16 protein-coding genes are annotated in these 20,936 nt (G+C 61.0%); 7 read left to right on the top strand and 9 right to left on the bottom strand.

Going from position 1 to position 20,936, the window contains the following annotated elements:
• Nucleotides 1-653 precede the first annotated feature (653 nt).
• On the bottom strand, nt 654-3,782 hold the full coding sequence (locus tag NMA52_RS05270) for an AsmA-like C-terminal region-containing protein (RefSeq protein ID WP_254826602.1): 3,129 nt from the start codon (nt 3,780-3,782) through the stop codon (nt 654-656).
• A gap of 168 nt (nt 3,783-3,950) precedes the next feature.
• Here NMA52_RS05270 and NMA52_RS05265 point away from each other — a divergent pair, with 168 nt between their 5' ends.
• A complete protein-coding gene (locus NMA52_RS05265; protein ID WP_254826601.1) occupies nt 3,951-5,126 on the top strand; it encodes an HRDC domain-containing protein in 1,176 nt (391 codons plus the stop codon).
• Here NMA52_RS05265 and NMA52_RS05260 read toward each other — a convergent pair.
• A complete protein-coding gene (locus tag NMA52_RS05260) occupies nt 5,110-6,219 on the bottom strand; it encodes a glycosyltransferase (protein ID WP_254826600.1) in 1,110 nt (369 codons plus the stop codon). The genes NMA52_RS05265 and NMA52_RS05260 overlap by 17 nt on opposite strands.
• Nucleotides 6,216-8,111: an ATP-dependent DNA helicase RecQ gene (locus tag NMA52_RS05255; RefSeq protein WP_254826599.1), complete on the bottom strand. Its 1,896-nt coding sequence runs from the start codon at nt 8,109-8,111 to the stop codon at nt 6,216-6,218. The genes NMA52_RS05260 and NMA52_RS05255 overlap by 4 nt, the downstream gene beginning before the upstream one ends.
• 109 nt (nt 8,112-8,220) lie before the next feature.
• Here NMA52_RS05255 and NMA52_RS05250 point away from each other — a divergent pair, with 109 nt between their 5' ends.
• Entirely contained in the window at nt 8,221-9,633 is a 1,413-nt protein-coding gene (locus tag NMA52_RS05250) for a glycoside hydrolase family 30 beta sandwich domain-containing protein (protein WP_254826598.1), read from the top strand.
• A gap of 30 nt (nt 9,634-9,663) precedes the next feature.
• Here NMA52_RS05250 and gldF read toward each other — a convergent pair whose 3' ends face one another.
• The 5 genes from gldF to NMA52_RS05225 all read right to left on the bottom strand — a co-directional run bounded on the left by gldF (nt 9,664) and on the right by NMA52_RS05225 (nt 13,871).
• A complete protein-coding gene (gldF, locus tag NMA52_RS05245; protein ID WP_254826597.1) occupies nt 9,664-10,395 on the bottom strand; it encodes a gliding motility-associated ABC transporter permease subunit GldF in 732 nt (243 codons plus the stop codon).
• Entirely contained in the window at nt 10,396-11,043 is a 648-nt protein-coding gene (locus tag NMA52_RS05240) for a hypothetical protein (RefSeq protein ID WP_254826596.1), read from the bottom strand.
• Nucleotides 11,044-11,055: 12 nt separating this feature from the next.
• Nucleotides 11,056-11,973, bottom strand: coding sequence for a gliding motility-associated ABC transporter ATP-binding subunit GldA (gldA, locus tag NMA52_RS05235; protein WP_254826595.1), 918 nt, complete (start codon nt 11,971-11,973; stop codon nt 11,056-11,058).
• A gap of 69 nt (nt 11,974-12,042) precedes the next feature.
• Nucleotides 12,043-13,002 carry a succinylglutamate desuccinylase/aspartoacylase family protein gene (locus NMA52_RS05230; RefSeq protein ID WP_254826594.1) on the bottom strand — a complete coding sequence of 320 codons (960 nt, stop codon included), beginning with the start codon at nt 13,000-13,002 and terminating at the stop codon, nt 12,043-12,045.
• The gene (locus NMA52_RS05225; protein ID WP_254826593.1) at nt 12,999-13,871 is read right to left on the bottom strand and encodes a RimK family alpha-L-glutamate ligase; all 873 of its coding nucleotides are present in this window, start codon (nt 13,869-13,871) and stop codon (nt 12,999-13,001) included. The genes NMA52_RS05230 and NMA52_RS05225 overlap by 4 nt, the downstream gene beginning before the upstream one ends.
• Nucleotides 13,872-14,082: 211 nt before the next feature.
• Between NMA52_RS05225 and mnmH the strand changes: the two genes are divergently transcribed.
• The 4 genes from mnmH to NMA52_RS05205 all read left to right on the top strand — a co-directional run bounded on the left by mnmH (nt 14,083) and on the right by NMA52_RS05205 (nt 18,219).
• Nucleotides 14,083-15,099 (top strand): tRNA 2-selenouridine(34) synthase MnmH, encoded by a 1,017-nt coding sequence (gene mnmH / locus NMA52_RS05220; protein WP_254826592.1) that lies wholly within the window; start codon nt 14,083-14,085, stop codon nt 15,097-15,099.
• Nucleotides 15,096-15,593, top strand: coding sequence for a TRAP transporter small permease subunit (locus NMA52_RS05215; protein ID WP_254826591.1), 498 nt, complete (start codon nt 15,096-15,098; stop codon nt 15,591-15,593). The genes mnmH and NMA52_RS05215 overlap by 4 nt, the downstream gene beginning before the upstream one ends.
• Nucleotides 15,590-16,891, top strand: a complete 1,302-nt coding sequence (locus NMA52_RS05210; RefSeq protein ID WP_254826590.1) for a TRAP transporter large permease subunit — start codon at nt 15,590-15,592, stop codon at nt 16,889-16,891. The genes NMA52_RS05215 and NMA52_RS05210 overlap by 4 nt, the downstream gene beginning before the upstream one ends.
• A 119-nt stretch (nt 16,892-17,010) precedes the next feature.
• Nucleotides 17,011-18,219, top strand: a complete 1,209-nt coding sequence (locus NMA52_RS05205) for a pyridoxal phosphate-dependent aminotransferase (protein WP_254826589.1) — start codon at nt 17,011-17,013, stop codon at nt 18,217-18,219.
• Between the two features lie 27 nt (nt 18,220-18,246).
• Here the strand turns inward: NMA52_RS05205 and ggt are convergent, their stop codons facing one another.
• On the bottom strand, nt 18,247-19,935 hold the full coding sequence (gene ggt, locus NMA52_RS05200) for a gamma-glutamyltransferase (RefSeq protein WP_254826588.1): 1,689 nt from the start codon (nt 19,933-19,935) through the stop codon (nt 18,247-18,249).
• 74 nt (nt 19,936-20,009) lie between these two features.
• On the opposite strand from ggt, the gene ctlX reads away from it, so the two are divergent.
• Nucleotides 20,010-20,933, top strand: coding sequence for a citrulline utilization hydrolase CtlX (gene ctlX / locus NMA52_RS05195; protein ID WP_254826587.1), 924 nt, complete (start codon nt 20,010-20,012; stop codon nt 20,931-20,933).
• The last annotated feature ends 3 nt before the right edge of the window (nt 20,934-20,936 follow it).

Genomic DNA, 20,936 nt, shown 5'->3' with positions numbered 1-20,936 from the left:
CGCGAACTTTTGTCGTTTCAATTTTGTCTGTATATTTGCAGCCCGTTACGATGGTAACGTGGTATAAATTACATCGCGGGGTGGAGCAGTTGGTAGCTCGTCGGGCTCAAGAACGTATTGCCAAATGGCGGCAGCAGTGCCGTTTTGATAAATTGATACGCAGTTTATCAATCGGTTGTAAAATCGATATTTGGTCTTGCTTGGGCTGCTTCGGTGGAAACGCCGAAGTGACATTCATCAAATTCGGGGAAGCCTTTAGTATGGTAATCCCGAGCCAAGCCCTGACGTCGTCAGGGAAGGTGTAGAGACTTAATGGTGAACACCGTAGTACTTGTTCTGCAAGTGCCGGTGAAGAGAAAGTCCAGACCATCAAATCCGTTTCTCGGAACGGGCGTAGCGAAAGCTATAGTGGTACGCATAACCCGAAGGTCGCAAGTTCGAGTCTTGCCCCCGCTACATTGGCAAAAGCCGTCATCGACGAAAGTCGGTGACGGCTTTTTGCGTTTGGTGATTCGGCTGAATCTGCATCTTGCTTACGGGTAATGGTACCCCAGGCCAATACTTTACGAGCGAAGTCCTAGTCTTCGTCCAAAGAATACCGGCCTGACTCTTGATCCGGTACTGACCGTTTCCATCTATGTAGGAATACCGAATTACCCGCCCCCCGTTTTCTTCCGCTTAAATGGATTAAACTTCTCCAACTCCTTCTTCACGTCGTCGACCGCGTCCTTAGCGGCGTCCGGCAGGGCCAGGGAGTCGCGAACTTGAGCGGAATCACGGCCCACCCCCAGCGCCCCCTTTAGGCGGTTGGCGGCCTCGGTCTCCAGGCGCCGCGCCTGTTCTGCGGCTACCGTGCGCAGACTATCCTGCACGATCCGCGCCCGGTCACCGGCCAGTGTTTTGGCCGAGTCCAGGCGGGTGTTGAGTTCTTCCTGGAGACGCTCCTTGGCGGCATCGGCTACGGTACCCCCCAGGCCACGATCCCCCGAGCCCTGGGTGCCCAGCAGATCGAAGGCTGCGCGCGGATTAGCAATGCTACCTGTCAGGGAGATATTCAGGTTGATGGTATCGCCGGGGGTAATATTGAGGCCCAGCTTACCGGCCTGCCCCGCCAGTTTATCCAGCGCCGACAGCGCCGTACCGGTGACTATGTTGCTCTGAATGAGCGTGCGGGGAACGGCCGCCCGGATCTTGTAATCCATATCGGTATCCAGACCGCTGCTACCGCCCATTCGCATCCCGATTCCCGCCAGCGTGAAGTCGAAGGGCTTAACGGTGACGGTGCCGTCGTTAATTTCAAAGGGCGCGATGAGGTTCTTTAGGGGAGCACTCTCGCGCAGTTCCCGGATATTGAGGGCCTCGCCGATGACCTGCAGGGGTTTGAAGGAAGCGATGCGCGCGTCGGCGGTCCGTAGGAGTCCCTTGGCGTCGATGGATTTCAGTTGGGGGAAAAGATCCGCCCCCAGCTTCCCGTTCATGACCATCTCGCTGTTGAAGGTGCCGGAGATGAATTTTCCAACCGGTGCGAGAATCGCAAAGGTGTTCAGCACGCTGAAGGCCTGACTGAACTGTAGATTTTTCATGTCGTACGAGAAGTGAAAACCCGGCTCGTTCCCCTCGGCCGTATCGTAGGCACCGGTGAAACCCATCGATCCGCCCAGCAGGTCGGCGCGACCGTCCTCGATGACCACGGCTCCGTCCCGGACCCGCATGATCCCCCGTACGGCGTTCATGGTGATGTCGGTGTACTGCACCCGGTCGGCCGCCATATCCACCTTCAAGTTTATGTTGCGGGGGATGGGGATGGGAGCGGCTGCGGCGGTGGAGGCATCCGCAGACGTAGTTGGAGCAGAAACTACCTCCTCGTCCATGAAGTCCGCTACGCTGAAGAATCCCGACCGTACCGAAAGGTCTCCGGTCAGCACGCCCTCGCCGAAGGTATAGTCAAATAGATTGTTGATCATCCCGGAGGCATTGAAGGTGCTTTCCTTGAGCGTAGCGGCGGCGGTCGCCAGCTCCAGGCGGTTCGGCTTCACGTTACCGACCACCCGCAGATCGGTGGGGCGGTAGATGCCATAAGCAAGTTCCTCGATCTCGGCATCTACGTCAAAGTCGAAGCGATCGAAGACTTCCGCTTCCGACGGGGTGCTCGTAGTCTCCAGCTCCGCCGGACTGACGACGGCTTCCTCCGTCGATTCCGCCATCCACTCGTCCGCACTGAAAAAATTGGAACGAAGGACCACGCTGCCCCGCATGGTCTGCGTGGGGCTGAAGTAGGCCAGCAGGTTATTGATCTTGGCGGTGGCGCTAAGGTCGCTTTGCCCCAGCGTGGCATTGAACTGCTGAACGTCGACGAATTGCGGGGTGAAGTCGGCCTTCGCCTGGGCGATACGTACCGCCGGGGTTCCCTCCGCGACGTAGACCAGGTTGCTCACCAGCAGGTCGCCGGCCAGGTTCACCTCCCCGTAACGACCGGCATCGATGGCACTCTGGCGAACGTTTTCCATCGTGACGTCGGCTACGATCCGGCCGGCCAGTTCCTGCACGCCCTCGAGGGGGATGGCCGAAGACCACTTCTGCAGGTCCACGGTTCCGTTCAGGCGTGCCGTCACGTTGGGGTCGGAGAGGGGAGTGGCCAGGCGGAAGCTTCCCCGAAAGGGGTCACCTCCGAGGGTGAAATCGAAGCGGGGAAGATCGACTACCATCCGGTCGAGATCGGCCGCCGGACTGTTCACGTTCAGGGCGGCGTCGATGCCGGTGATGCCCACGGGCCGCCCCGGATACTGAACGCTGCCGTTGCTGATGTCGCTGGCTACGGAGAAGGCGGGGTATACCTCCCGTTCTCCGTTGTAAGTGCCCTTTACGTCTCCGGACAGGGTGAAGGTGCCGCCCGTCTGTACGCGCTCGAAGCCCTCGGTGTAGGCTGCCGGTATGATGCTCCACAGTTGCCGGAAGTCGTTGGCCGGCGCGGAGTAGGTCAGGTCGAGCAGGATATCGTCGTTATCCTCCAGGTCGATGCTGCCGCCGAAGACGAGGGCCAGCTCGTTGAGTTTGACGTTGTTATCCTTGAAGGTGTAGCGCAGATTGTCGGCGTCGATGTTGACCACGGCGTCCGCTTCCAGCAGGACTTCATCCAGGTACGTCATGCCGGCCTGGGCGAAGGTGAAGCCTTTGGCTTCGGCGTGGGTGTCCAGATCGAATACGGAGGCGGTGAAGTCACCGTTGCCGGTTGCGTTCAGGCCCGTAAGCCGGACGAAGGTTTCGGTCGTACGGTCGTCGTACACTAGGCTGCCGTCGGTGATCCGGAATTCCTGGAGGGTGATGACGGGCTGGCTTTCCGGTGTAGCCGTTGCTCCTGCGTCCGCGCCCCCGGTCTCCGCTACGATGAGGTAGTTCGCCAGTTCGGGCGTGAGGACGAGCAGGTTGACGTTGGGCTTGGTGAGGGTAAGGCCGTCCACTTCGTAATTTCCGTCGCCCGCGATCACGGACCAGAAGCCGAGATCGATCCGTGCCTGCTCCCCCGTAAGCAGGGGCAGTCCGGCGAAGGTGTCGATACCCACGATGCGGTAATCGTCCACCGTAAGGGCGATGTCCGGAAAGCTGCGCAGGAAGCTGAGGTCGGCGTCGGCGAAATCCACTTCGGCGTTGACCGCTTCGTTGATGCCTGACTTGACCCGACTGACGATCTCGTCCTTGAAGATCATGGGGGCAACGAGCAGAAAGGCGAATACCACGACGATGAAGACCAACAGGCCGACCAGAATACGCTTGGCAACTTTCATAAGACAAATTTTTACGGAAACAGCTTTGCGGGGGAGGTGGTTGGCACCATCTTTGTCCCGGTGCGCGTTAGCTTGTTCTGACGTGCGGTAGTGACGCCCGGTTTAACGTTGCGTCACAACTTTCGCCGATTTGGCCTAGACCCTCTTACAACCCCAGAACACGCCATAATGACCGTTGCCGGTATTGATTACACCTTAATTCAAACGCCCGAAGCATTACGGGACTTTTACGAAGAGCATCGCGGAATCGACTGGATGGGCTTCGACACCGAATTCATCGGTGAAAAACGCTACCATACGCTGCTGTGCCTCATTCAGGTCAGTAGCGAATACGGGTACTATCTGATCGATCCCATCGTGCTGGACGACCTCGGACCCTTCCTGAAGCTCATTCAGGACCCCGGCATCGTGAAGATCACCCACGCCGGCGACAACGATTACCGCCTCCTGTACCGCGCTTACGGCATCACCCCGGCGAACGTGTTCGACACCCAGATCGCGGCCAGTTTCATCGGCCACCGCTATCCCACCAGTTTCGCCAAATTAGTCGAGGCCGAAGTCGGGGATAAGCTCGGCAAGGGCTACGCCGTAACCGACTGGTCGCGCCGCCCCATGAGCGAGAAGCAGGTGAAGTACGCCCTCCTCGACGTGGTGTACCTGCGCCAGCTATACGACACCATCACCGGTAAGCTAGAAGCTAACGGCCGCCTGGAGTGGGCCCTGGAGGAGTGTGCCCTGATGGCCGAAAGCGACTATTACTTCCGCGATCCCAACCATGAGTTGCTGAACAGCAACCTGGCGCGCTCCAGCCGGACCCGCGACCGGCTCTTCCTCCTGCGGTTGTACGAATGGCGGCGGGCACTGGCCGAGTCCAAGAACTACAGCAAGGAGATGATCCTGCCGAGTAAGATCATCAGTCAGTTGGTGCGCGGGGTGCGCGGGGGCAAGGATTCCATGCTCGAGAACCGGCGCCTGCCCGCCAAAACGATCAAGCGCTACGGTGACCTTTTCGTCGATATGTACAACGAAGCGGGCACCGACGACGAGCTGGCCATCGTCAATCAGATTCAGCGGACCAGCCAGGAGGACGAGGAGGATGACATGATCATCGAACTGCTGTACCTGCTGATGAAGTACCGGGCGGGGGAAGCCGACATCAGCCACGCGCTGGTCATGCCCCGCAACGCGATCCGGCGGATGAAGCAGGACGAAAGCGTGCGTAAGGCTATCCTGGGTTCCGGCTGGCGGCGCGAGCTGCTGGGCGAGGATTTCGTCAACTGGCTGAAGAACTTCGATCGCCTCAAGATCAGCATTGAGGGGGGAAAGATCAATCTCCACGTTTAGCGCGGAGCCGTTCCTCCACCGCCCCGTAGATCGCCAGGAGCTTTGGGGCTTCCTTTTCCCAGCACAACTCCCGTGCGGCTTCCCGGCACGCACGGCGGAGTCGGGCGTACCGTGCGGGGTTTGCGGCAAGGACGTTGATGCGGGCGGCGAGCGCGGGAGCGGAAAGTTCCGGTAACAGCTCGAAGCAGTGGTATTCCTCCTGCAGCGCCCGGTACTCCGGAAAGTCCATCTGGATACTGGGCAGACCGGACTGGAGGTAATCGAGCGCCTTATTCGCCAGACTGTAGTAATAGCTCGGACTCGAATCCGCTAGTAAGTTCAGCCCCAACCAGGCCCGGGCGGTGACGGCGGGTAATTCTTCCGGCGGAACAAAGCCCAGGAACTTCACCCGGTCGGATAGATTAAGCTCATTTGCCAGGCGGACGAGACGGGGGGCTTCCGGTCCTTCTCCGACGATCCATAGTTCGCCCTGTGGCACCTCCGCCATCGCGCGAATCGCGGTATCCAGTCCGCGGCCTGGATTCAGCATACCCTGGTATAGTATTACTCCTCCGGAATTTTCACAAAATGAATTTCGTGCTTGCTGCGGTAAGTTGCGAACTACCGCAAACGGACGTCCGTAATCCTCTTCCAGTTGTCGTGCCAGGGTTTCCCCTACTGTGTACCGCGCCTCCGTTCGGGGGACCAGCGCACGACCCAGGCCCCGCCACGCCGCCCGAATGAGCGGCCGCGGGGCAACCTCGGGGGTTTCACTGAACCACTCGTGGGCGTCGTAGACCACGGCCCTGTGGCGGCCCGAAGCGACGATTGCCGGAAGCAGGGTATCCAGGTCCACCGCGCACACCACGTCGTAAGTGCGTCGTCGCAGGGACTGCCAGAGCCGGAAGTTGAATTCGGCATAAAACCGCTTTCCGACGTGGTAGCGGCACCGCAGTCGCTCCTGCCGGTAGGGACGGTCGGGTAGGGGGCCGCTGTGTGGCATGATCCGACCGATAAGGGTCACTTCGTGGCCCGCGGCCTGCAGGGTCGTACAGATGCGGTGCATGCGCTGGTCGTGGCTCAGGTCGTTCGTGACCGTACAGATGATTCTCACGGTAGCCGGAGTTTATTCCTCTCCTGAATGAGCATCCCTTCATTGAGAAGTTCCTGCAGGATTACGCTCACCTGCGTACGTTGGCCGGAGGGAAAGGTCTGCAGGATGTGCTGCAGCGGCAGCGATGTATCGGTATGCAACAGAGACTGAATCTGCCGGTGGATCGCGCGGCGGTCGGGGGGGGCGGTTTTTTTCTTCCGACACACGTCACAGTGCCCGCAATCCGGTGGATCGGGTTCGCCGAAGTAGCGGAGCAAGAGGGCGGAGCGGCAGTCCGTATCCGTCTCGCAGTAGGCGATCATGGTATCGATGCGGTGGCGGGCCCGCTCCTGTAGGAAACGGTACTGCCGCTCGTCGATCCGCAGGTTGTCGGGGTCGAGGCGTTCCTCGACAAAGACCAGTTGGGGACCGTTCTTTTCGGGGGTGTAATCGACGATCCCCTCCGCCCGCATCTTCTGAAAGGTCCGTTGAAGTTCCTCGGTGGAGATCCCGAGAAAGTTAGCCAGGGATCCCTCCCGGAGCTGTACCGGGTTAAGAAAAGCCCCCTGGGTCGTCCGTAGTATAGACTTCACGAGCTTACCGACGCGGGGGTTTTTGAGTTGATAGTCGTACAGGGCTTCCTTCCCCACCGTGAACTGCAGCGTGGCCGCCTGCTGGATGTCATCGGTCAGCAGGATGTAGCCCGACTTTTCCAGGGCCTTGAGTCCGCTGTAGGCCTGTCGGATGTCGAAGCCGAAATTGTTGGCGAAGCGGGTCAGGTCGAAATCGTAGGTTTCCCCCTTACCGCCCCCGACGGCGAGTTGCAGGAAACTTCCCAGCGCCCGGTACATGCGTTTGATTTCCGTGATCGGGGGGTAGGAAAGCTCCCAGTTCCTGATCAGCCGCTCCCCGTCGGTGGGGTGGTAGAGCATGACCGCGTAGCTGATCCTACCGTCGCGGCCTCCCCGACCCGCTTCCTGGAAGTAGGCCTCCGGGCTGTCGGGGGGACCGTAGTGTATCACCGATCGAACGTCCGGTTTATCGATCCCCATCCCGAATGCGTTCGTAGCTACCATCACCCGCAGCCGATTGCCGATCCAGTCACTCTGCCGACGGTCCTTCTCCTCGCTCTCCAGACCGGCGTGGTAGGCCGCGGCCGCAATGGAGCGGCGACCGAGCTTATGGGCTATTTCCTTGGTCAGTCCCCGGCTGCGCACGTATACGATGCTGCTGCCGTCGACCCCCCGCAGTACTTCCAGGAGTTGTTCTTCCTTCCCCGGCGGTCGGCGTACGATGTAGGCCAGGTTCTCGCGGGCAAAACTCTGCTGGAACACCTTTCCCCGCCGGAAGGCCAGCTTGTCCTGGATATCGTCGATCACTTCCGGGGTGGCCGTCGCCGTGACCGCCACGAAGGGTACCTCGGGGTGCAGCTTGCGTAATTCCGCGATTCGCAGGTAGGGTGGGCGAAAGTCATACCCCCACTGGCTGATGCAGTGCGCCTCATCCACCGCGACCAGCGCCAGTCGCATCCGTTTGATGCGTTCGCGGGCCAGATCGGTGAGCAGACGTTCCGGGCTCAGGTACAGCAATTTGGTGTTGCCGTATACGGCATTATCGAGGATCCGGTCGATATCACCGGCGCGCATGCCGCTGTAGACCGCGTCGGCCACGATGCCCCGCTCCCGTAGTTGCCGGACCTGATCCTTCATCAGCGCGATGAGGGGGGAAACCACCAGGGTGACCCCCTCCAGCATCAGGGCGGGAACCTGGAAACAAATGCTCTTGCCCCCGCCCGTGGGAAGGAGGGCAAGTGTATCCCGGCAGGCGAGCACGCTCGCGATGATCTCCGCCTGGAGGGGGCGAAAGTCGGGATAACCCCAGTACTGCTGCAGAATGTCGCGGGGCGTGGCCATAGTCGTCGATTGCCTGCTTCGGGCGGGCTTGAAGGTACCGACAAGCGCACGATATCCGCGAAGGTTACCGCGACGGAAGCCATTACCTTACCGGCTAATCCAGCTCCCCGTGAAGTACTACCTATCCGTTCTCCCCATCTTACTCTCCGTTTACGCGTGCGCGCCAAAGGAATTTACGGATGCCACCCCCCCGGCGGCCCTGGCGCGCGTGTACGTGACTACGGCCGATAGTACGAAATTGCTGGAGCCGAGCGCGCTCGCGGAAATTACTCCGGGCGATTCCTCTATTTTGCTGGAGCCGGACACCATCTACCAGGAAATGGAAGGCTTCGGATTTACGTTGACCGGGGGCAGCGCCATGCTCTTGTACCGTCTTCCGGACGAGCAACGCCGGGCGGTACTGGAAGAGCTTTTTTCCACGGCGCCCGACGCGATCGGCATCAGTTACCTGCGCCTCAGCATCGGCGCCAGTGATCTGGACGATCGGGTTTTTTCCTACGCCGATCTACCCGCCGGGCAGGTAGATCCGGAACTCTCCGGCTTTTCCCTGGATAACGACCGTACTCACCTCATTCCGGTGCTCCGGGAGATTCTGGACATCAATCCGGACATCAAACTGATGGGGTCGCCCTGGTCCCCGCCGGTGTGGATGAAGGACAACAAGCACTCGGTCGGGGGCAGCTTACTCCCCGAGTATTATGCCGCCTACGCGCAGTATTTCGTGAAGTACGTGCAGGGAATGCAGGAGCTGGGTATTCCCATGGATGCGATCACCGTACAAAATGAACCCCTACATCCCGGGAACAATCCCAGCCTGCTGATGGAAGCCGCGCAGCAGGCAACCTTCGTCGGCCGCCACCTCGGACCGGCATTCGCGGAGGCGGGGCTCTCCACTAAAATTGTCATCTACGATCATAACGCCGACCGACCCGATTATCCCCTCTCGGTGCTCGGCGACTCAGTAGCCCGCCGGTACGTTCACGGCACCGCCTTTCACCTCTACGGCGGCTCGGTGGACAATATCAGTCAGGTGCACGAAGCGTATCCTAACAAACACCTGTACTTCACCGAGCAGTGGATCGGGGCACCCGGAAACTTCGCGGAAGATATGCGGTGGCACGCCCGCGAACTCCTTATCGGGGCTCCCCGCAACTGGTGCGAGACCGTACTGGAGTGGAATCTGGCCGCGGACGCCGAGCAGAATCCGCACACCGACGGTGGTTGTACCCGCTGCTTAGGCGCTCTGACCATCGACGGCCACCGAGTGCACCGCAATACGGCCTACTATCTGATCGCCCACGCGGCGAAATTCGTGCGACCGGGATCGGTCAGGATCGGCTCGCGCACGGTGCGGGGATTGCCAAACGTGGCATACCGCGCCCCCACGGGACAATTCGTCGTTATCGTCCTCAACGATACAGACACTTCCCGCCGGGTGGAGATAAAACTTGACGACCGTGCTTACGGTAACGAGTTGCCCGGTGGCGCGTTGGCTACCTACGTTCTGCCGGCGGCGGAGTGACGGCAAAAGGCCAGGTTCAGGCCGTTCCGATCACCACTTCCGACGCTCGAGGCTCAGCATCGTAATCAGAATGAAAAAGCCCGTCAGGCTCAGGAAGTAGATCACGTCGCGGCTATCGATCAGGCCGCGTCCGAGACTACGGAAGTGCTCCTGCATGCCCAGACCGCTGATGAATGCGTCGCCGTTGCCGTAAAAGACATCCAGGGAGGCGAGGTAGTCGAAACCGAAGTACGCCCAGAAGGTGAGGGCCAGCGCCAGAAGAAAACTCACGATCTGATTCGTCGTCAGTGAGCTGGCGAAGAGTCCGATGGCCACGAAGGCCATACTCAGAAATAGCAAACCTAGATAACTGCCCACCGTACCACCGGCGTCGATGTTGCCGGTCGGTTCCCCGAGCTGGTACACCGTATAGTAGTAGAGCAGGGTAGGCAGCAGCGCGATGACGACCAGGGTAAAACAGGCCAGCCACTTGCCCAGTACGATCTCAATGTCGCGTAAGGGCCGGGTAACGAGTAGCTCGATGGCTCCCGTTTGCCGCTCCTCCGCGAACGCCCGCATACAGATGGCGGGAATAATGAAGAGCAACACGTTCGGGGCGAGGGTGAAGAAGGGCCCCAGGGTCGCGTAGCCGTAGCTGAGCAGACTCGTGTCCGGAAACACGAAGAGGAACAGGCCCATCACGATCAGGAATACCCCTATCACGATGTATCCGATCAGGCTGGCGAAAAAGGCATTGATCTCCTTACGGAATATGGCGAGCATCTAGCGGTTGGCTTGGGGGGCGGGAAGAAGCAGGGGATGGCGCACGTTATATATCTTCAGCGCCCGGAGTAGTTTTTCCCGTTCCGCGGGGTCCGTCCGGTCGAGGGCCCGGACAAGATCCTGCTCCGTGCTTACGATCCGGCGAATTACCGGCAACTCCAGGGGGATGCGGTCACCGGTTTCCATGTTGACGATACGGTCGAGACTGCGCGTCCGGTCCCGTTCGACCCACGCTTCCCGGAACGCGTAGCCGGTCGCGGGGTTGTAGGCCTTCATGAGTTGCCGGGTATGCACGAGGGTATCGTAGCGCATGGTGGCGTAGCGACCGCGCTCACGCAGGCCTGCGAACTCGTGGAAACCGCGTTTAGCGTCCGCCCGGACGAACAGGTAGGGTTGGCCGTCCAGGCTGATGGCGTAGGGAGTGGGGTGAGTGCCCTGTTTATATCCGAAGCCGTCGATCTGTAGGCGGTAATCTTCGGCCAGTTGTACCATCTCCCCGGCAATCTGACTCCACGCAATGTCCGGAGCGTTCGTCAGCAGGGCGTCATGGCTGAGGTACACTCCGTCGCGGAAGCGGAAGTCCTGGTCGAAAACCCGGGACTGCTGGGCGGTCAGCCAAAAGGGAAACAAACAAATTATCCATCTCATCACCCGACAAAGTTAAGGCGCAGCCGTGGTGAGTGCCCGGAACACCTCCTCAACGCTGAGCTCCTCACGGGTGAGTCCGAGGAGGATCAAGTCCTGGGAAACGGCGTAGCGAAACACTTCCGCCCGCGCATCGGCCCCCGGCTGGAGAAACAAGCGGTAGGTATTGGGCAATTTCCCGACGACTACGCGGGCGATCCCCGAGATGCGCTGCAACTGATCCGTATCCACGGCTCGATCGAACTGCACGAGTAGCGAGCTGTCTCCACTCAGGCGCCGTTGCAGGCGCTCGATCGGGTCGTCGGCCACCAGTTTTCCCCGGTCCACGATGACGACCCGGTCACAAACCGCCTGGACTTCCTGCATGATGTGGGTACTGAAGATGACGGTTTTCTCGCGACCCAGTTCCTGGATCAGGCGCCTGATCTCCGCCAACTGATTGGGGTCAAGCCCGCTGGTCGGTTCGTCAAGAATAAGCACCGCCGGATCGTGTAGCATGGCCTGCGCCAGGCCCACCCGCTGCCGGTATCCCTTCGACAACTCTCCGATCACCTTATGGGCTTCCCGGCCCAGTCCCGTGAGCTCGATAAGCTCCGCGATGCGTGCGCGGGGCCGACGGATGCCGTGGGCCGCGGCGGCGAAGCGCAGGTACTCCCGCACGTACATGTCACGGTACAGGGGGTTGTGTTCGGGCAGGTAACCTACCAGCCGGCGCACTTCCAGGCTGTCGGTCGCTACGTCGTGCCCGCATACCGTCGCGGTACCGGAAGTCTGACTCAGGTAGCCCGTCAGGATCTTCATGGTCGTGGTCTTACCGGCCCCGTTGGGTCCCAGAAAGCCCAGGACCTCCCCCGTGTTCGCGGAGAAGCTGATACCGTCGAGGGCCAGTTGATCCCCGTAAGCCTTGGTAAGATTTTGGACCGTTACCGCCATTCGTGCGTGCGCATTCGTTGATTCCCCTAACGTCCGGGAGCGGGTGAAAGTACGGCAAAGCCCCCGGCCTCAGTAGCCGATGTGAAAGAGGGCATCTCCCTGACTGACCACGGCGGCATTGTTGTGCCCGATGATGAAGCCGTTGCGCGGCGAAAGAATACGCTTGTTCGGCCGGACGCCGTGGGGGTCGTGGATGATGCCGATCGGTTCGCCCTTACGTACCGGATAACCGCTGCGTTTGGACCACTGAAAGAGGCCCGCCCGCCCGGCCCGTACCCAGCTACTTGCGGTCACGCGTACCGGCTCCCGGTCCGGTTGCTGGGTCTTGAGGGAAAGCATCTCGCGTGCGGCGAGAAGGCGACGGATACCGTTGAGCCCCTCGTGGATGCTCGGACCATCGTAGCGCAGGTTCTCCCCGCCCTCGTAGGTCAGCACGCTGAGTCCGAGGGATTTCTGGGCCGATCGCCGCAACGACTTCACCGGCGCTTTCGCGGAGAGGATGACCGGGGGATTGAACTGCAGTGCCGCTTCCAGCGCCGTCGGATCGTCGGGGGAGTACCTGATCTGGGGATAGTTAAATACGCCCCGCCCGCCGGTGTGAAAATCCACTGCCAGATCGCAGTGGGCCAGCAGATTCTTACTTAGTCCGTGGGCGATCCGGCTGGCGAGCGAACCGGTGGCGGTACCCGGAAAACTGCGGTTGACGTCCTTTCCGTCGGGAACGTCGCGACTGAAACTGTTGAACCCATACACGTTGAGCAAAGGAACAACGACCACCGTACCCGCCGCGATGTTGGCGAATACCTTCTTCCGTAGACCCAGCCGCAGAATCTCTACGCCGTTGATCTCGTCGCCGTGCACTCCGCCAATGAACAGGATCGTGGGGCCGGGCTTATAGCTCCGAAAAACGTGGGCCCGGATGGAAACCGGATTCCCGCTGGGCAGCTGGCCGGCGACCAATTCCACGGTGCCCGACTGCCCGGGGTAGAATTCGCCGTTCGCTACGATCAGGGGGGAAATTTCACTCATAACTTACTGATTGCGTACCGGACGATCGCGCCGGCGATGTCTACTTTCGTGGCGCCCTCGATGCCTTCCAGTCCGGGACTGGCGTTGACTTCCATCACGAGGGCACCCCGCCGGCTGGGGATGAGGTCCACCCCGGCGACTTCCACCCCGATGGTCCGTGCGGTGCGCATGACCAGCTCCTCATCCTCCGGGCTCAACTCAACCGCGGTGGCCGTGGCCCCCCGGTGCATATTGGCCCGAAATTCTCCGGGTGCCGCCCGCCGTTCCATGGCCGCCACGATCCGGTCGCCGACCACCAGTGCCCGGATATCGGCACCGTTGCTCTCGCGAATGTATTCCTGCAGCAGGATGCGATCCTGCAACTGCAGAAACCCTTCGGCGAGGCGCTCGAGTTGGAACAAATTGTGGGCCAGCGCCACCCCGACGCCGTGGGTGCTTTCCAGCAATTTAACGACGATGGGGAAGGGCCCCATACGGCGGGCCGCCCGTTTGGCCTCGTACGTCGAAAAGCAGAGGACCGTGTTGGGCACATCGATCTCCGCGGCGGCCAGGCGCTGCAGACAGCTCATTTTATCCCGGGCCAGTAAGAGGGCTTCGGCGGACAGAATATGGGGAACCCCCAGGGCGTCCAGTTGCCGAATGATGGAGACGCCGCGGGCCGTTACGTTGGCTCCGATGCGGGGGATCGCGACCTGGGGAAGTTCCAGGGGGTTACCGTTGTGCAGGATGGTGCTGCGCTGGCCCTGTAGCGAGGGACTGCACAGCGCGTGATCGATCACCTCCACCTCGTGCCCTAAGGCTTCGCCGGCCTCCACGAGTCGGCGGGTGCTGTACAGGCTGGGCCCGCGGGAAAAGATGCCGATTTGCATGGCGCCAAAGGTAAGCGTGCTTTATTCTTTTCGCTCCGCCATTCCATTTAAAATCCCGGACCAGCTCCGCTTCCCCTGAATGCTCGTCGGCCAGGATAAGTCATTGGAGTGCTCACGGCCGGCTCCCGCGTCCCCCGCCCGGATAGGTCGGGTAATCCTCCCTTCCCGTGGGTAAGCTTGCTATCTTGCCCGCGCAGACATCCGCCCCTTCATGCGTAAGATCAGTCCATCGGAATATTTTGCCGCCGCCGACCCTCCGGTACTGGTGGACGTTCGCAGTCCCGGGGAGTACGCATTAGGTCATCTACCTGGCGCGCGCAATCTTCCCCTCTTCGACAACGCGGAACGCGCCGAGGTAGGCACGCTGTATAAGCAGAGCAGCCCCGACGATGCCCTCCTCCGGGGGCTCGAAATAGCGGGTAACAAGATGCGGCGACTGGTCGAGGAGGCCCGTCAACTGGCCCCGGGCGGGAAGGTAGTTGTTCAATGCTGGCGAGGCGGACAACGCAGCGGTAGCGTAGCCTGGCTTCTCGAGCAGGCCGGTTTTGACGTGGCCCACATGACGGGAGGCTACAAGGCGGGCCGGGGCTACATCCGGGAATGGCTGGCGGCCGCTCCGTATAAACTACGAGTGATCAGCGGCCCCACCGGATCGGGCAAGACCGCCGTACTGCACGCGCTGCGCGCTCGGGGAGCGGAGATCCTGGACCTGGAGGCACTGGCCAGGCACAAAGGCTCATCGTTCGGCGCGCTCGGGGAACAACCCCAACCAAGCTCCGAAGCGTTTGAAAATCAACTGTACGCCGAGCTGCGTCGCGTTCCGGGTGAGCGTACGGTATGGGTCGAAGACGAAAGCCGCATGATCGGTACGGTCTGCCAGCCGGAGGCCTTTTACGATCGGCTTGTGACCGCCCCCGTCGTGGAAATCGTGCAACCCGTGGAGTGGCGCGTCGACAAACTGGTGGCTGATTACGCCGGCTACCCGAAGGAGGACCTCCGGGCCGCTTTTACCCGACTCCGCAAGAAGCTCGGTGGTCAGCACCTGCAGGCGGCGCTCGATGCCCTCGATCGCGACGATTACCGCACGGCCTGCCGCATCGCGCTGGTCTATTACGACAAGGCCTACGCGCACTACGCCCAACGGAAGGGGGCCGATACTCCGGTTCGAATAGAAGCCGTATCACCGGAGCCCGCAGCCATCGCCGGTCAAATACTCCAACTGCCGTGAACCGACTACTCACCGGGATCGAAGGAATCGTCAGCTGGCTCGGTCGCGCGGCCGGTCTGCTCAATCTGCTGTTGATCGCGGTGGTCGTCACGGACGTGCTGCTGCGTTGGTTCTTCAGCCTCACTTCCGCCTGGGTTATCGAATTTGAGTGGCACCTCTTCGCGCTCATATTTCTCCTGGGCATTCCGTACGCCCTGCAGCAGGATCGCCACGTACGGGTCGATCTGTTCTACGATTCCTTCAGTGCCCGCGACCGGGCCTGGGTGAACGTGGTGGGTACCCTCGTTTTCCTGCTGCCCTGGGCCGTGGTTCTGTTCTACACCAGTTGGCACTACGCGGCCGAGGCCTGGACGTCGGGGGAGGGTAGCCCCAATCCGAACGGCATTCCGTACTTCTTTCCCATCAAGGCCGTCATTCCGCTGGCCGCCGCGCTGCTCTTCCTTCAGGGCATCGCTACGGCGTGGCGGGCGGCACGTAGTACGTCCGCCCCATGAGTCTGGCCGTCCTCGCACTCATCCTGTTCGTCAGCATTTTTCTCCTTGTGCTGTACGGCTACCCGGTGGCCTTCACGCTGGGGGGGCTCAGCCTCATCTACGCCTTTTGCTTCCTGGACGCGGCGGTGCTCACCCTGCTGCCGAACCGCGTGATGGGGGTTATGGAAAACTCGGTCCTGCTGGCCGTACCCCTCTTCATCTTTATGGGCATCATGCTGGAAAAGAGTGGGTTGGCGGAGCGAATGCTCAACAGCATGGCCAGTCTGTTCGGCGGAGTGCGGGGGGGCATGGCGGTTTCCGTGATCATCGTGGGCGCCCTGTTGGCGGCTTCTACCGGTATCGTCGGGGCTACGGTGATCACGATGGGCCTGATCAGTCTGCCGCCCATGCTGCGGCAGGGGTATCCGCCCACGGTCGCTACCGGGGTGATTGCCGCTTCGGGTACCCTGGGACAGATCATTCCGCCGTCGGTCGTCCTCGTGTTACTGGGGAGCGTCCTGCAGGTAAGTGTCGGCAGTCTCTTCCGGGCGGCGCTGTACCCCAGTCTACTACTGGTTGGGGCGTACGTCGTGTACATTTTAGCCCTGGGATATTTGCGGCCCCGCGTGTTTCCCCTTCCGGAAGGTGCGCGGGCCAGGTGGGATAAGGAACTGTGGATTAAGGCGTTGCAGAGTTTGCTTCTACCGCTGCTACTGATTATCGCGGTGCTCGGGAGTATTCTGGCCGGTGTTGCTTCGCCGACGGAGGCCGCGGGGGTCGGGGCCGCGGGAGCCGTGCTGCTAACCGCGACGCAGGGCCGACTGGACTGGTCCGTGACAAAATTAGTGTGCCGCGATACGACTCACCTGACGAGTATGGTCTTTATGATCCTGCTGGGAGCGACGACCTTTTCGCTGGTGTTCCGCGAACTGGGGGGCGATCGGTTTCTGGTCAGCCTCATCGAGCGCAGTGATCTGCCGGAGTACCAGTTTCTGGCCCTCGTAATGGTCGTTGTTTTTATTGCCGGCTTTTTCATAGACTTCATCGAGATCGTCTTCATCATCGTACCCGTGGTGACTCCGGTCTTCGTGGCTTACGGAACGGACCTGATCTGGCTGGGGATTCTGCTGGGCATCAATTTGCAGACCAGCTTTCTGTCGCCACCCTTCGGCTTCGCGCTCTTTTACCTGAAGGGGGTGGCCCCGCCGGAAGTCACTACGGCCCACCTGTACCGGGGCATTATTCCGTTTCTGATCATTCAGGTATTGCTGCTGGCCGTCGTCGTATTTTATCCGGAATGGCTGGGAGTACGGGGATAATCGCTGCTCGCCACGGTTAGCCGTTCCATATTGGCGCAAAATTGCACCGACGTGGGAAGGGTAGGGGGAAGACGAATTTTGGCCGGTTGTATCTTTACGGCCCAAAATCAACTCCCTCCATGTCTACCGTTGCCACTACCCGCCTTTCCGATCGCGTCCTTTCGATGGAAGAATCCGCTACCCTCCGCATGGCCCAGCTGGGTCGGGAAGTAAAGGCGAAGGGGCACGACGTGATCAGCCTGAGCCTGGGGGAACCCGATTTCGATACACCCGATCACATCAAGCAGGCGGCTAAGGAGGCCCTCGACCTCGGACTGACGAAGTACACGCCCGTTCCCGGCACCGCGGAAATCCGTCAGGCCATTTCGGATAAATTCAAGCGGGAGAACGGCCTGGATTATACTCCCGGCCAAATCGTGGTCAGCACCGGAGCTAAGCAGAGCATCGCCAACGTCTGCTTCGCCCTGCTTAACGAGGGCGACGAGGCCGTCATCCTGGCGCCCTTCTGGGTGAGCTACTCGGCTATGGTGGAGGTCGCCGGCGGAAAGGCCGTCATCGTGGGCGCGGGCATCGAGGACGACTATAAAGTCACGCCGGAAGCGATCGCCGAGGCCATTAACGAGCGCACCAAGTTCATCCTCTTCTCCTCCCCCTGCAATCCGACCGGCTCGGTGTACACGGCGGACGAACTGGCCGCCATCGCGCGCATGCTGGCCAACTACCCGGACGTTTACGTGATCTCCGACGAGATCTACGAGCACATCAACTTCACCGGTAAGCACGCCAGCATCGGTACCTTTCCGGAAGTAAAGGACCGCACGATCACGGTCAACGGATTCAGTAAGGGATTCGCCATGACCGGCTGGCGTCTCGGATACCTGGGGGCTCCCCAGGATGTTGCCGATGCCTGTAACAAACTACAGGGGCAGAACACCAGCGGCCCGAACAGCATCGCCCAGTACGCCGGTGCCCACGCGCTGAACAGCGATCTGGGACCTACCGTCGCGATGAAGGAGGCCTTCGCGCGGCGGCGGGAGCTGATCATCGAAGGACTGGAGAAGATCGAGGGACTCAAGGTGAACCGCCCCCAGGGAGCCTTCTACATCTTCCCCGACGTAAGCGCTTTCTTCGGTAAGTCGGACGGTGAAACGACTATTCGCAACGCCGACGACCTGGCCGAGTACCTGCTCCTGAACGCCTACGTAGCGACCGTGACGGGCGATGCATTCGGCGCTCCGACCTGTCTGCGCATCAGCTACGCCGCCAGCGAGGAACAGCTGCGCCAGGCCGTGGACCGCATCGGGGAAGCGCTGCGGGCACTGAAATAACGCGGTTCTATTCGTCAGTTTTTTGCCTCAGTATCCGGCTACGTCGTCGTCCGGATTGCGGGGGTCGGCGGCGGCCTGGAGGCTGCCGTCGGGCATCACCAGGATGGCCTTGATGACGGCCATGGATTCCACTTCCCGGATGCGGTAACCGAGGGCTTCCAGGCTATCCCTCGTTTCCTCAGCCAGGCCATCCCGTTCGTATTTGATCTCGTCGGGCAACCACTGGTGATGAAAACGGGGGGCGGCTACGGCCTCCGGGAGCCGCATGTCATATTCAATAACGTTAAGCAGCGTTTGCAGTACGGCCGTAATGATGGTGGACCCGCCCGGGGCACCTAGAACCATAAACAGCTGGCCGTCCTTTTCCACGATGGTGGGCGTCATACTCGACAGCATCCGTTTTCCCGGCTGAATGGCGTTGGCTTCCTTGCCCACGAGACCGAACATGTTGGGTACCCCGGGTTTGGCGCTGAAGTCGTCCATCTCGTTGTTCAGGAAAAAGCCACCACCGTCGACCATGACCTTGCTGCCGAAGTTCCCGTTCAGGGTGGTGGTGATGGATACGGCATTGCCCATACTGTCCACGATGCTGATGTGGGTCGTCTCGTAAGTTTCCCTCGTAGGCATCGGTCCGGCATGGATGGCCTCGCTGGTGCCGGCCGTATCCGCGCGGAAATCCGCCATGCGGGCACGGAGGTACGCGTCGTCGAGTAAAGAATCGACGGGCACGGGGTAGAATTCGGCGTCCCCCAGATACTCCGCGCGGTCGGCGTACGCCCGCCGCATGGCCTCCACGGTGACCTGCACGGCGCGGGGCGAATGAAATCCGTAGTCCGCCAGGGGGAATGCTTCGAGCATTTCGGTCATCTGCGCTAGGGCAACGCCGCCGCTGCTGCTCGGCGGCATGGAAATGAGGCGGAAGTCCTTGTAGTTTTTCGTGATCGGGTCCTTCCATCGGGGCGTGTATGATCGCAGGTCGTCGGCGGTGATAATTCCGCCGCCGCTCTCCATTTCCGCGACGATCAGGCGCGCGGTTTCCCCTTCGTAAAAGCCCGCCCGGCCCAGGTCGCGTATCCTGGACATCGTTGCTCCCAGGTCCGGCTGTTGCACCCGCGTACCCGCCACCACGCTACTGTCGGAAAAGGGGGTGTCGTCGTTGAATTCGGTAAAGTCATCGTGGTACCGGCGCAGACGGGCTACTTCGGACTCGCTCAGGCGGTAGCCGGACTCCGCCAGCTCGACGGCGGGCTGCACGAGCTCCCCCCAGGGCAGACTGCCGAAGCGCTCGTGCATGGCCGCGATTCCGGCCACGGTGCCCGGTACTCCGACGGCCAGGTGGCCCCGGGTACTGAGATCTGGAATTACGTTGCCTGCGGCGTCGAGGTACATATCGCGACCGGCCGCCGCCGGCGCCGTTTCCCGGTAATCCAGGGTGACGGGCTCTCCCGCGACCGGCCGGTATACCAGGAAACCGCCGCCCCCGATGTTGCCGGCCCGGGGGTACACGACGGCCATGGCGAACTGCATCGCTACCGCCGCATCGATGGCATTTCCCCCCTTGCGAAGAACGTCCAGACCTACTTCCGTCGCCAGTGGGTGGGGTCCGGCGATCGCCGCGGTGGGGAAGGTGGCCGATTTTTGCGCCGCGTAGTCGACGCGTGGAGTCTCACGGCAGCCAAATACGAGGAGAAGGAGAAGCGGAATGAGATAACGCATAGGGGGGCGTTGATTAGAGCGAACAATATGGCTAAATCTTCGCAACTTCACCGGCGAAGTAAGCCCTTCCCCGCATGCAAACCACCCGCCACCTCCTCATGGTTCGCCCCGCCAATTTCGCGCGGGCCAGCGAAACCGTCGCCGACAATTCCTTTCAGGAACCGGTATCGAACGAAAGCTTCCGCGCCATCGGAGAGCGGGCGGTACAGGAATTCGATCACTTCGTAGAGCTGTTGCGCCGAATCGGCGTGGAAGTCACGGTCATCGAAGACACCCCCGCACCCGTAAAGCCCGATGCGGTCTTTCCGAATAACTGGTTCTCCACCCACCCCGACGGTACCCTGGTGACCTATCCAACCTACTGGCCCCAGCGGCGGCTGGAACGCCGCGACGACGTGGTGGATTTTTTGAAAAACACCTTTCGCGTAGCGCGTCACGTCGACCTCTCGGCCTGGGAAGAAGACGAGCGCTACCTCGAGAGCACCGGATCGCTGCTGCTCGACCGTGACCGGCTCATCGCCTACGCCTGTCTCTCCCAACGCTGCACGCGGGTCGCCGTGCACGACTGGTGCGAGATCATGGGTTACAAGCCGATCACGTTTCACGCCCACGACGCGCGGGGGGAAGTGATCTACCACACCAACGTCATGATGGCCCTGGGGACTACCCACGCCATCGTGTGCCTGGACGCATTGCGCGATGAGGCCGAGCGGAGTAAACTGACCGAGAGCCTCATCCTGACGGGCAAACGCATCGTCGAACTTTCGCTGGATCAGGTCGACCAATTTGCCGGTAACGCCCTGGAGGTGAGCACGGAAGAGGGGCCAGTCTGGATCATGTCCTCCGCCGCCTTCGGCGCGCTGACCGAGGAACAGCGACAAACCCTCGTGGCGCCCCCCGGTACCCGTATCGTACACGCTGACCTGTCGACCATCGAACGCTACGGCGGCGGCAGCGCGCGCTGTATGCTCGGGGAGGTGTACCTCGAACCGCGTTAACAC

This window comes from Lewinella sp. JB7 (assembly GCF_024297185.1).
In the GTDB taxonomy this organism is placed as follows: Bacteria; Bacteroidota; Bacteroidia; order Chitinophagales; family Saprospiraceae; genus Neolewinella.
This window is presented reverse-complemented; position numbering and strand designations above follow the sequence as displayed.

What these genes read in the sequence shown, in the direction of transcription:
- NMA52_RS05270 (WP_254826602.1), bottom strand. Translation starts at nt 3,782, where the DNA reads ATGAAAGTTGCCAAGCGTATTCTGGTCGGCCTGTTGGTCTTCATCGTC.
- NMA52_RS05265 (WP_254826601.1), top strand. Translation starts at nt 3,951, where the DNA reads ATGACCGTTGCCGGTATTGATTACACCTTAATTCAAACGCCCGAAGCA.
- NMA52_RS05255 (WP_254826599.1), bottom strand. Translation starts at nt 8,111, where the DNA reads ATGGCCACGCCCCGCGACATTCTGCAGCAGTACTGGGGTTATCCCGAC.
- gldF (WP_254826597.1), bottom strand. Translation starts at nt 10,395, where the DNA reads ATGCTCGCCATATTCCGTAAGGAGATCAATGCCTTTTTCGCCAGCCTG.
- NMA52_RS05240 (WP_254826596.1), bottom strand. Translation starts at nt 11,043, where the DNA reads ATGAGATGGATAATTTGTTTGTTTCCCTTTTGGCTGACCGCCCAGCAG.
- gldA (WP_254826595.1), bottom strand. Translation starts at nt 11,973, where the DNA reads ATGGCGGTAACGGTCCAAAATCTTACCAAGGCTTACGGGGATCAACTG.
- NMA52_RS05230 (WP_254826594.1), bottom strand. Translation starts at nt 13,002, where the DNA reads ATGAGTGAAATTTCCCCCCTGATCGTAGCGAACGGCGAATTCTACCCC.
- NMA52_RS05225 (WP_254826593.1), bottom strand. Translation starts at nt 13,871, where the DNA reads ATGCAAATCGGCATCTTTTCCCGCGGGCCCAGCCTGTACAGCACCCGC.
- mnmH (WP_254826592.1), top strand. Translation starts at nt 14,083, where the DNA reads ATGCGTAAGATCAGTCCATCGGAATATTTTGCCGCCGCCGACCCTCCG.
- NMA52_RS05210 (WP_254826590.1), top strand. Translation starts at nt 15,590, where the DNA reads ATGAGTCTGGCCGTCCTCGCACTCATCCTGTTCGTCAGCATTTTTCTC.
- NMA52_RS05205 (WP_254826589.1), top strand. Translation starts at nt 17,011, where the DNA reads ATGTCTACCGTTGCCACTACCCGCCTTTCCGATCGCGTCCTTTCGATG.
- ggt (WP_254826588.1), bottom strand. Translation starts at nt 19,935, where the DNA reads ATGCGTTATCTCATTCCGCTTCTCCTTCTCCTCGTATTTGGCTGCCGT.
- ctlX (WP_254826587.1), top strand. Translation starts at nt 20,010, where the DNA reads ATGCAAACCACCCGCCACCTCCTCATGGTTCGCCCCGCCAATTTCGCG.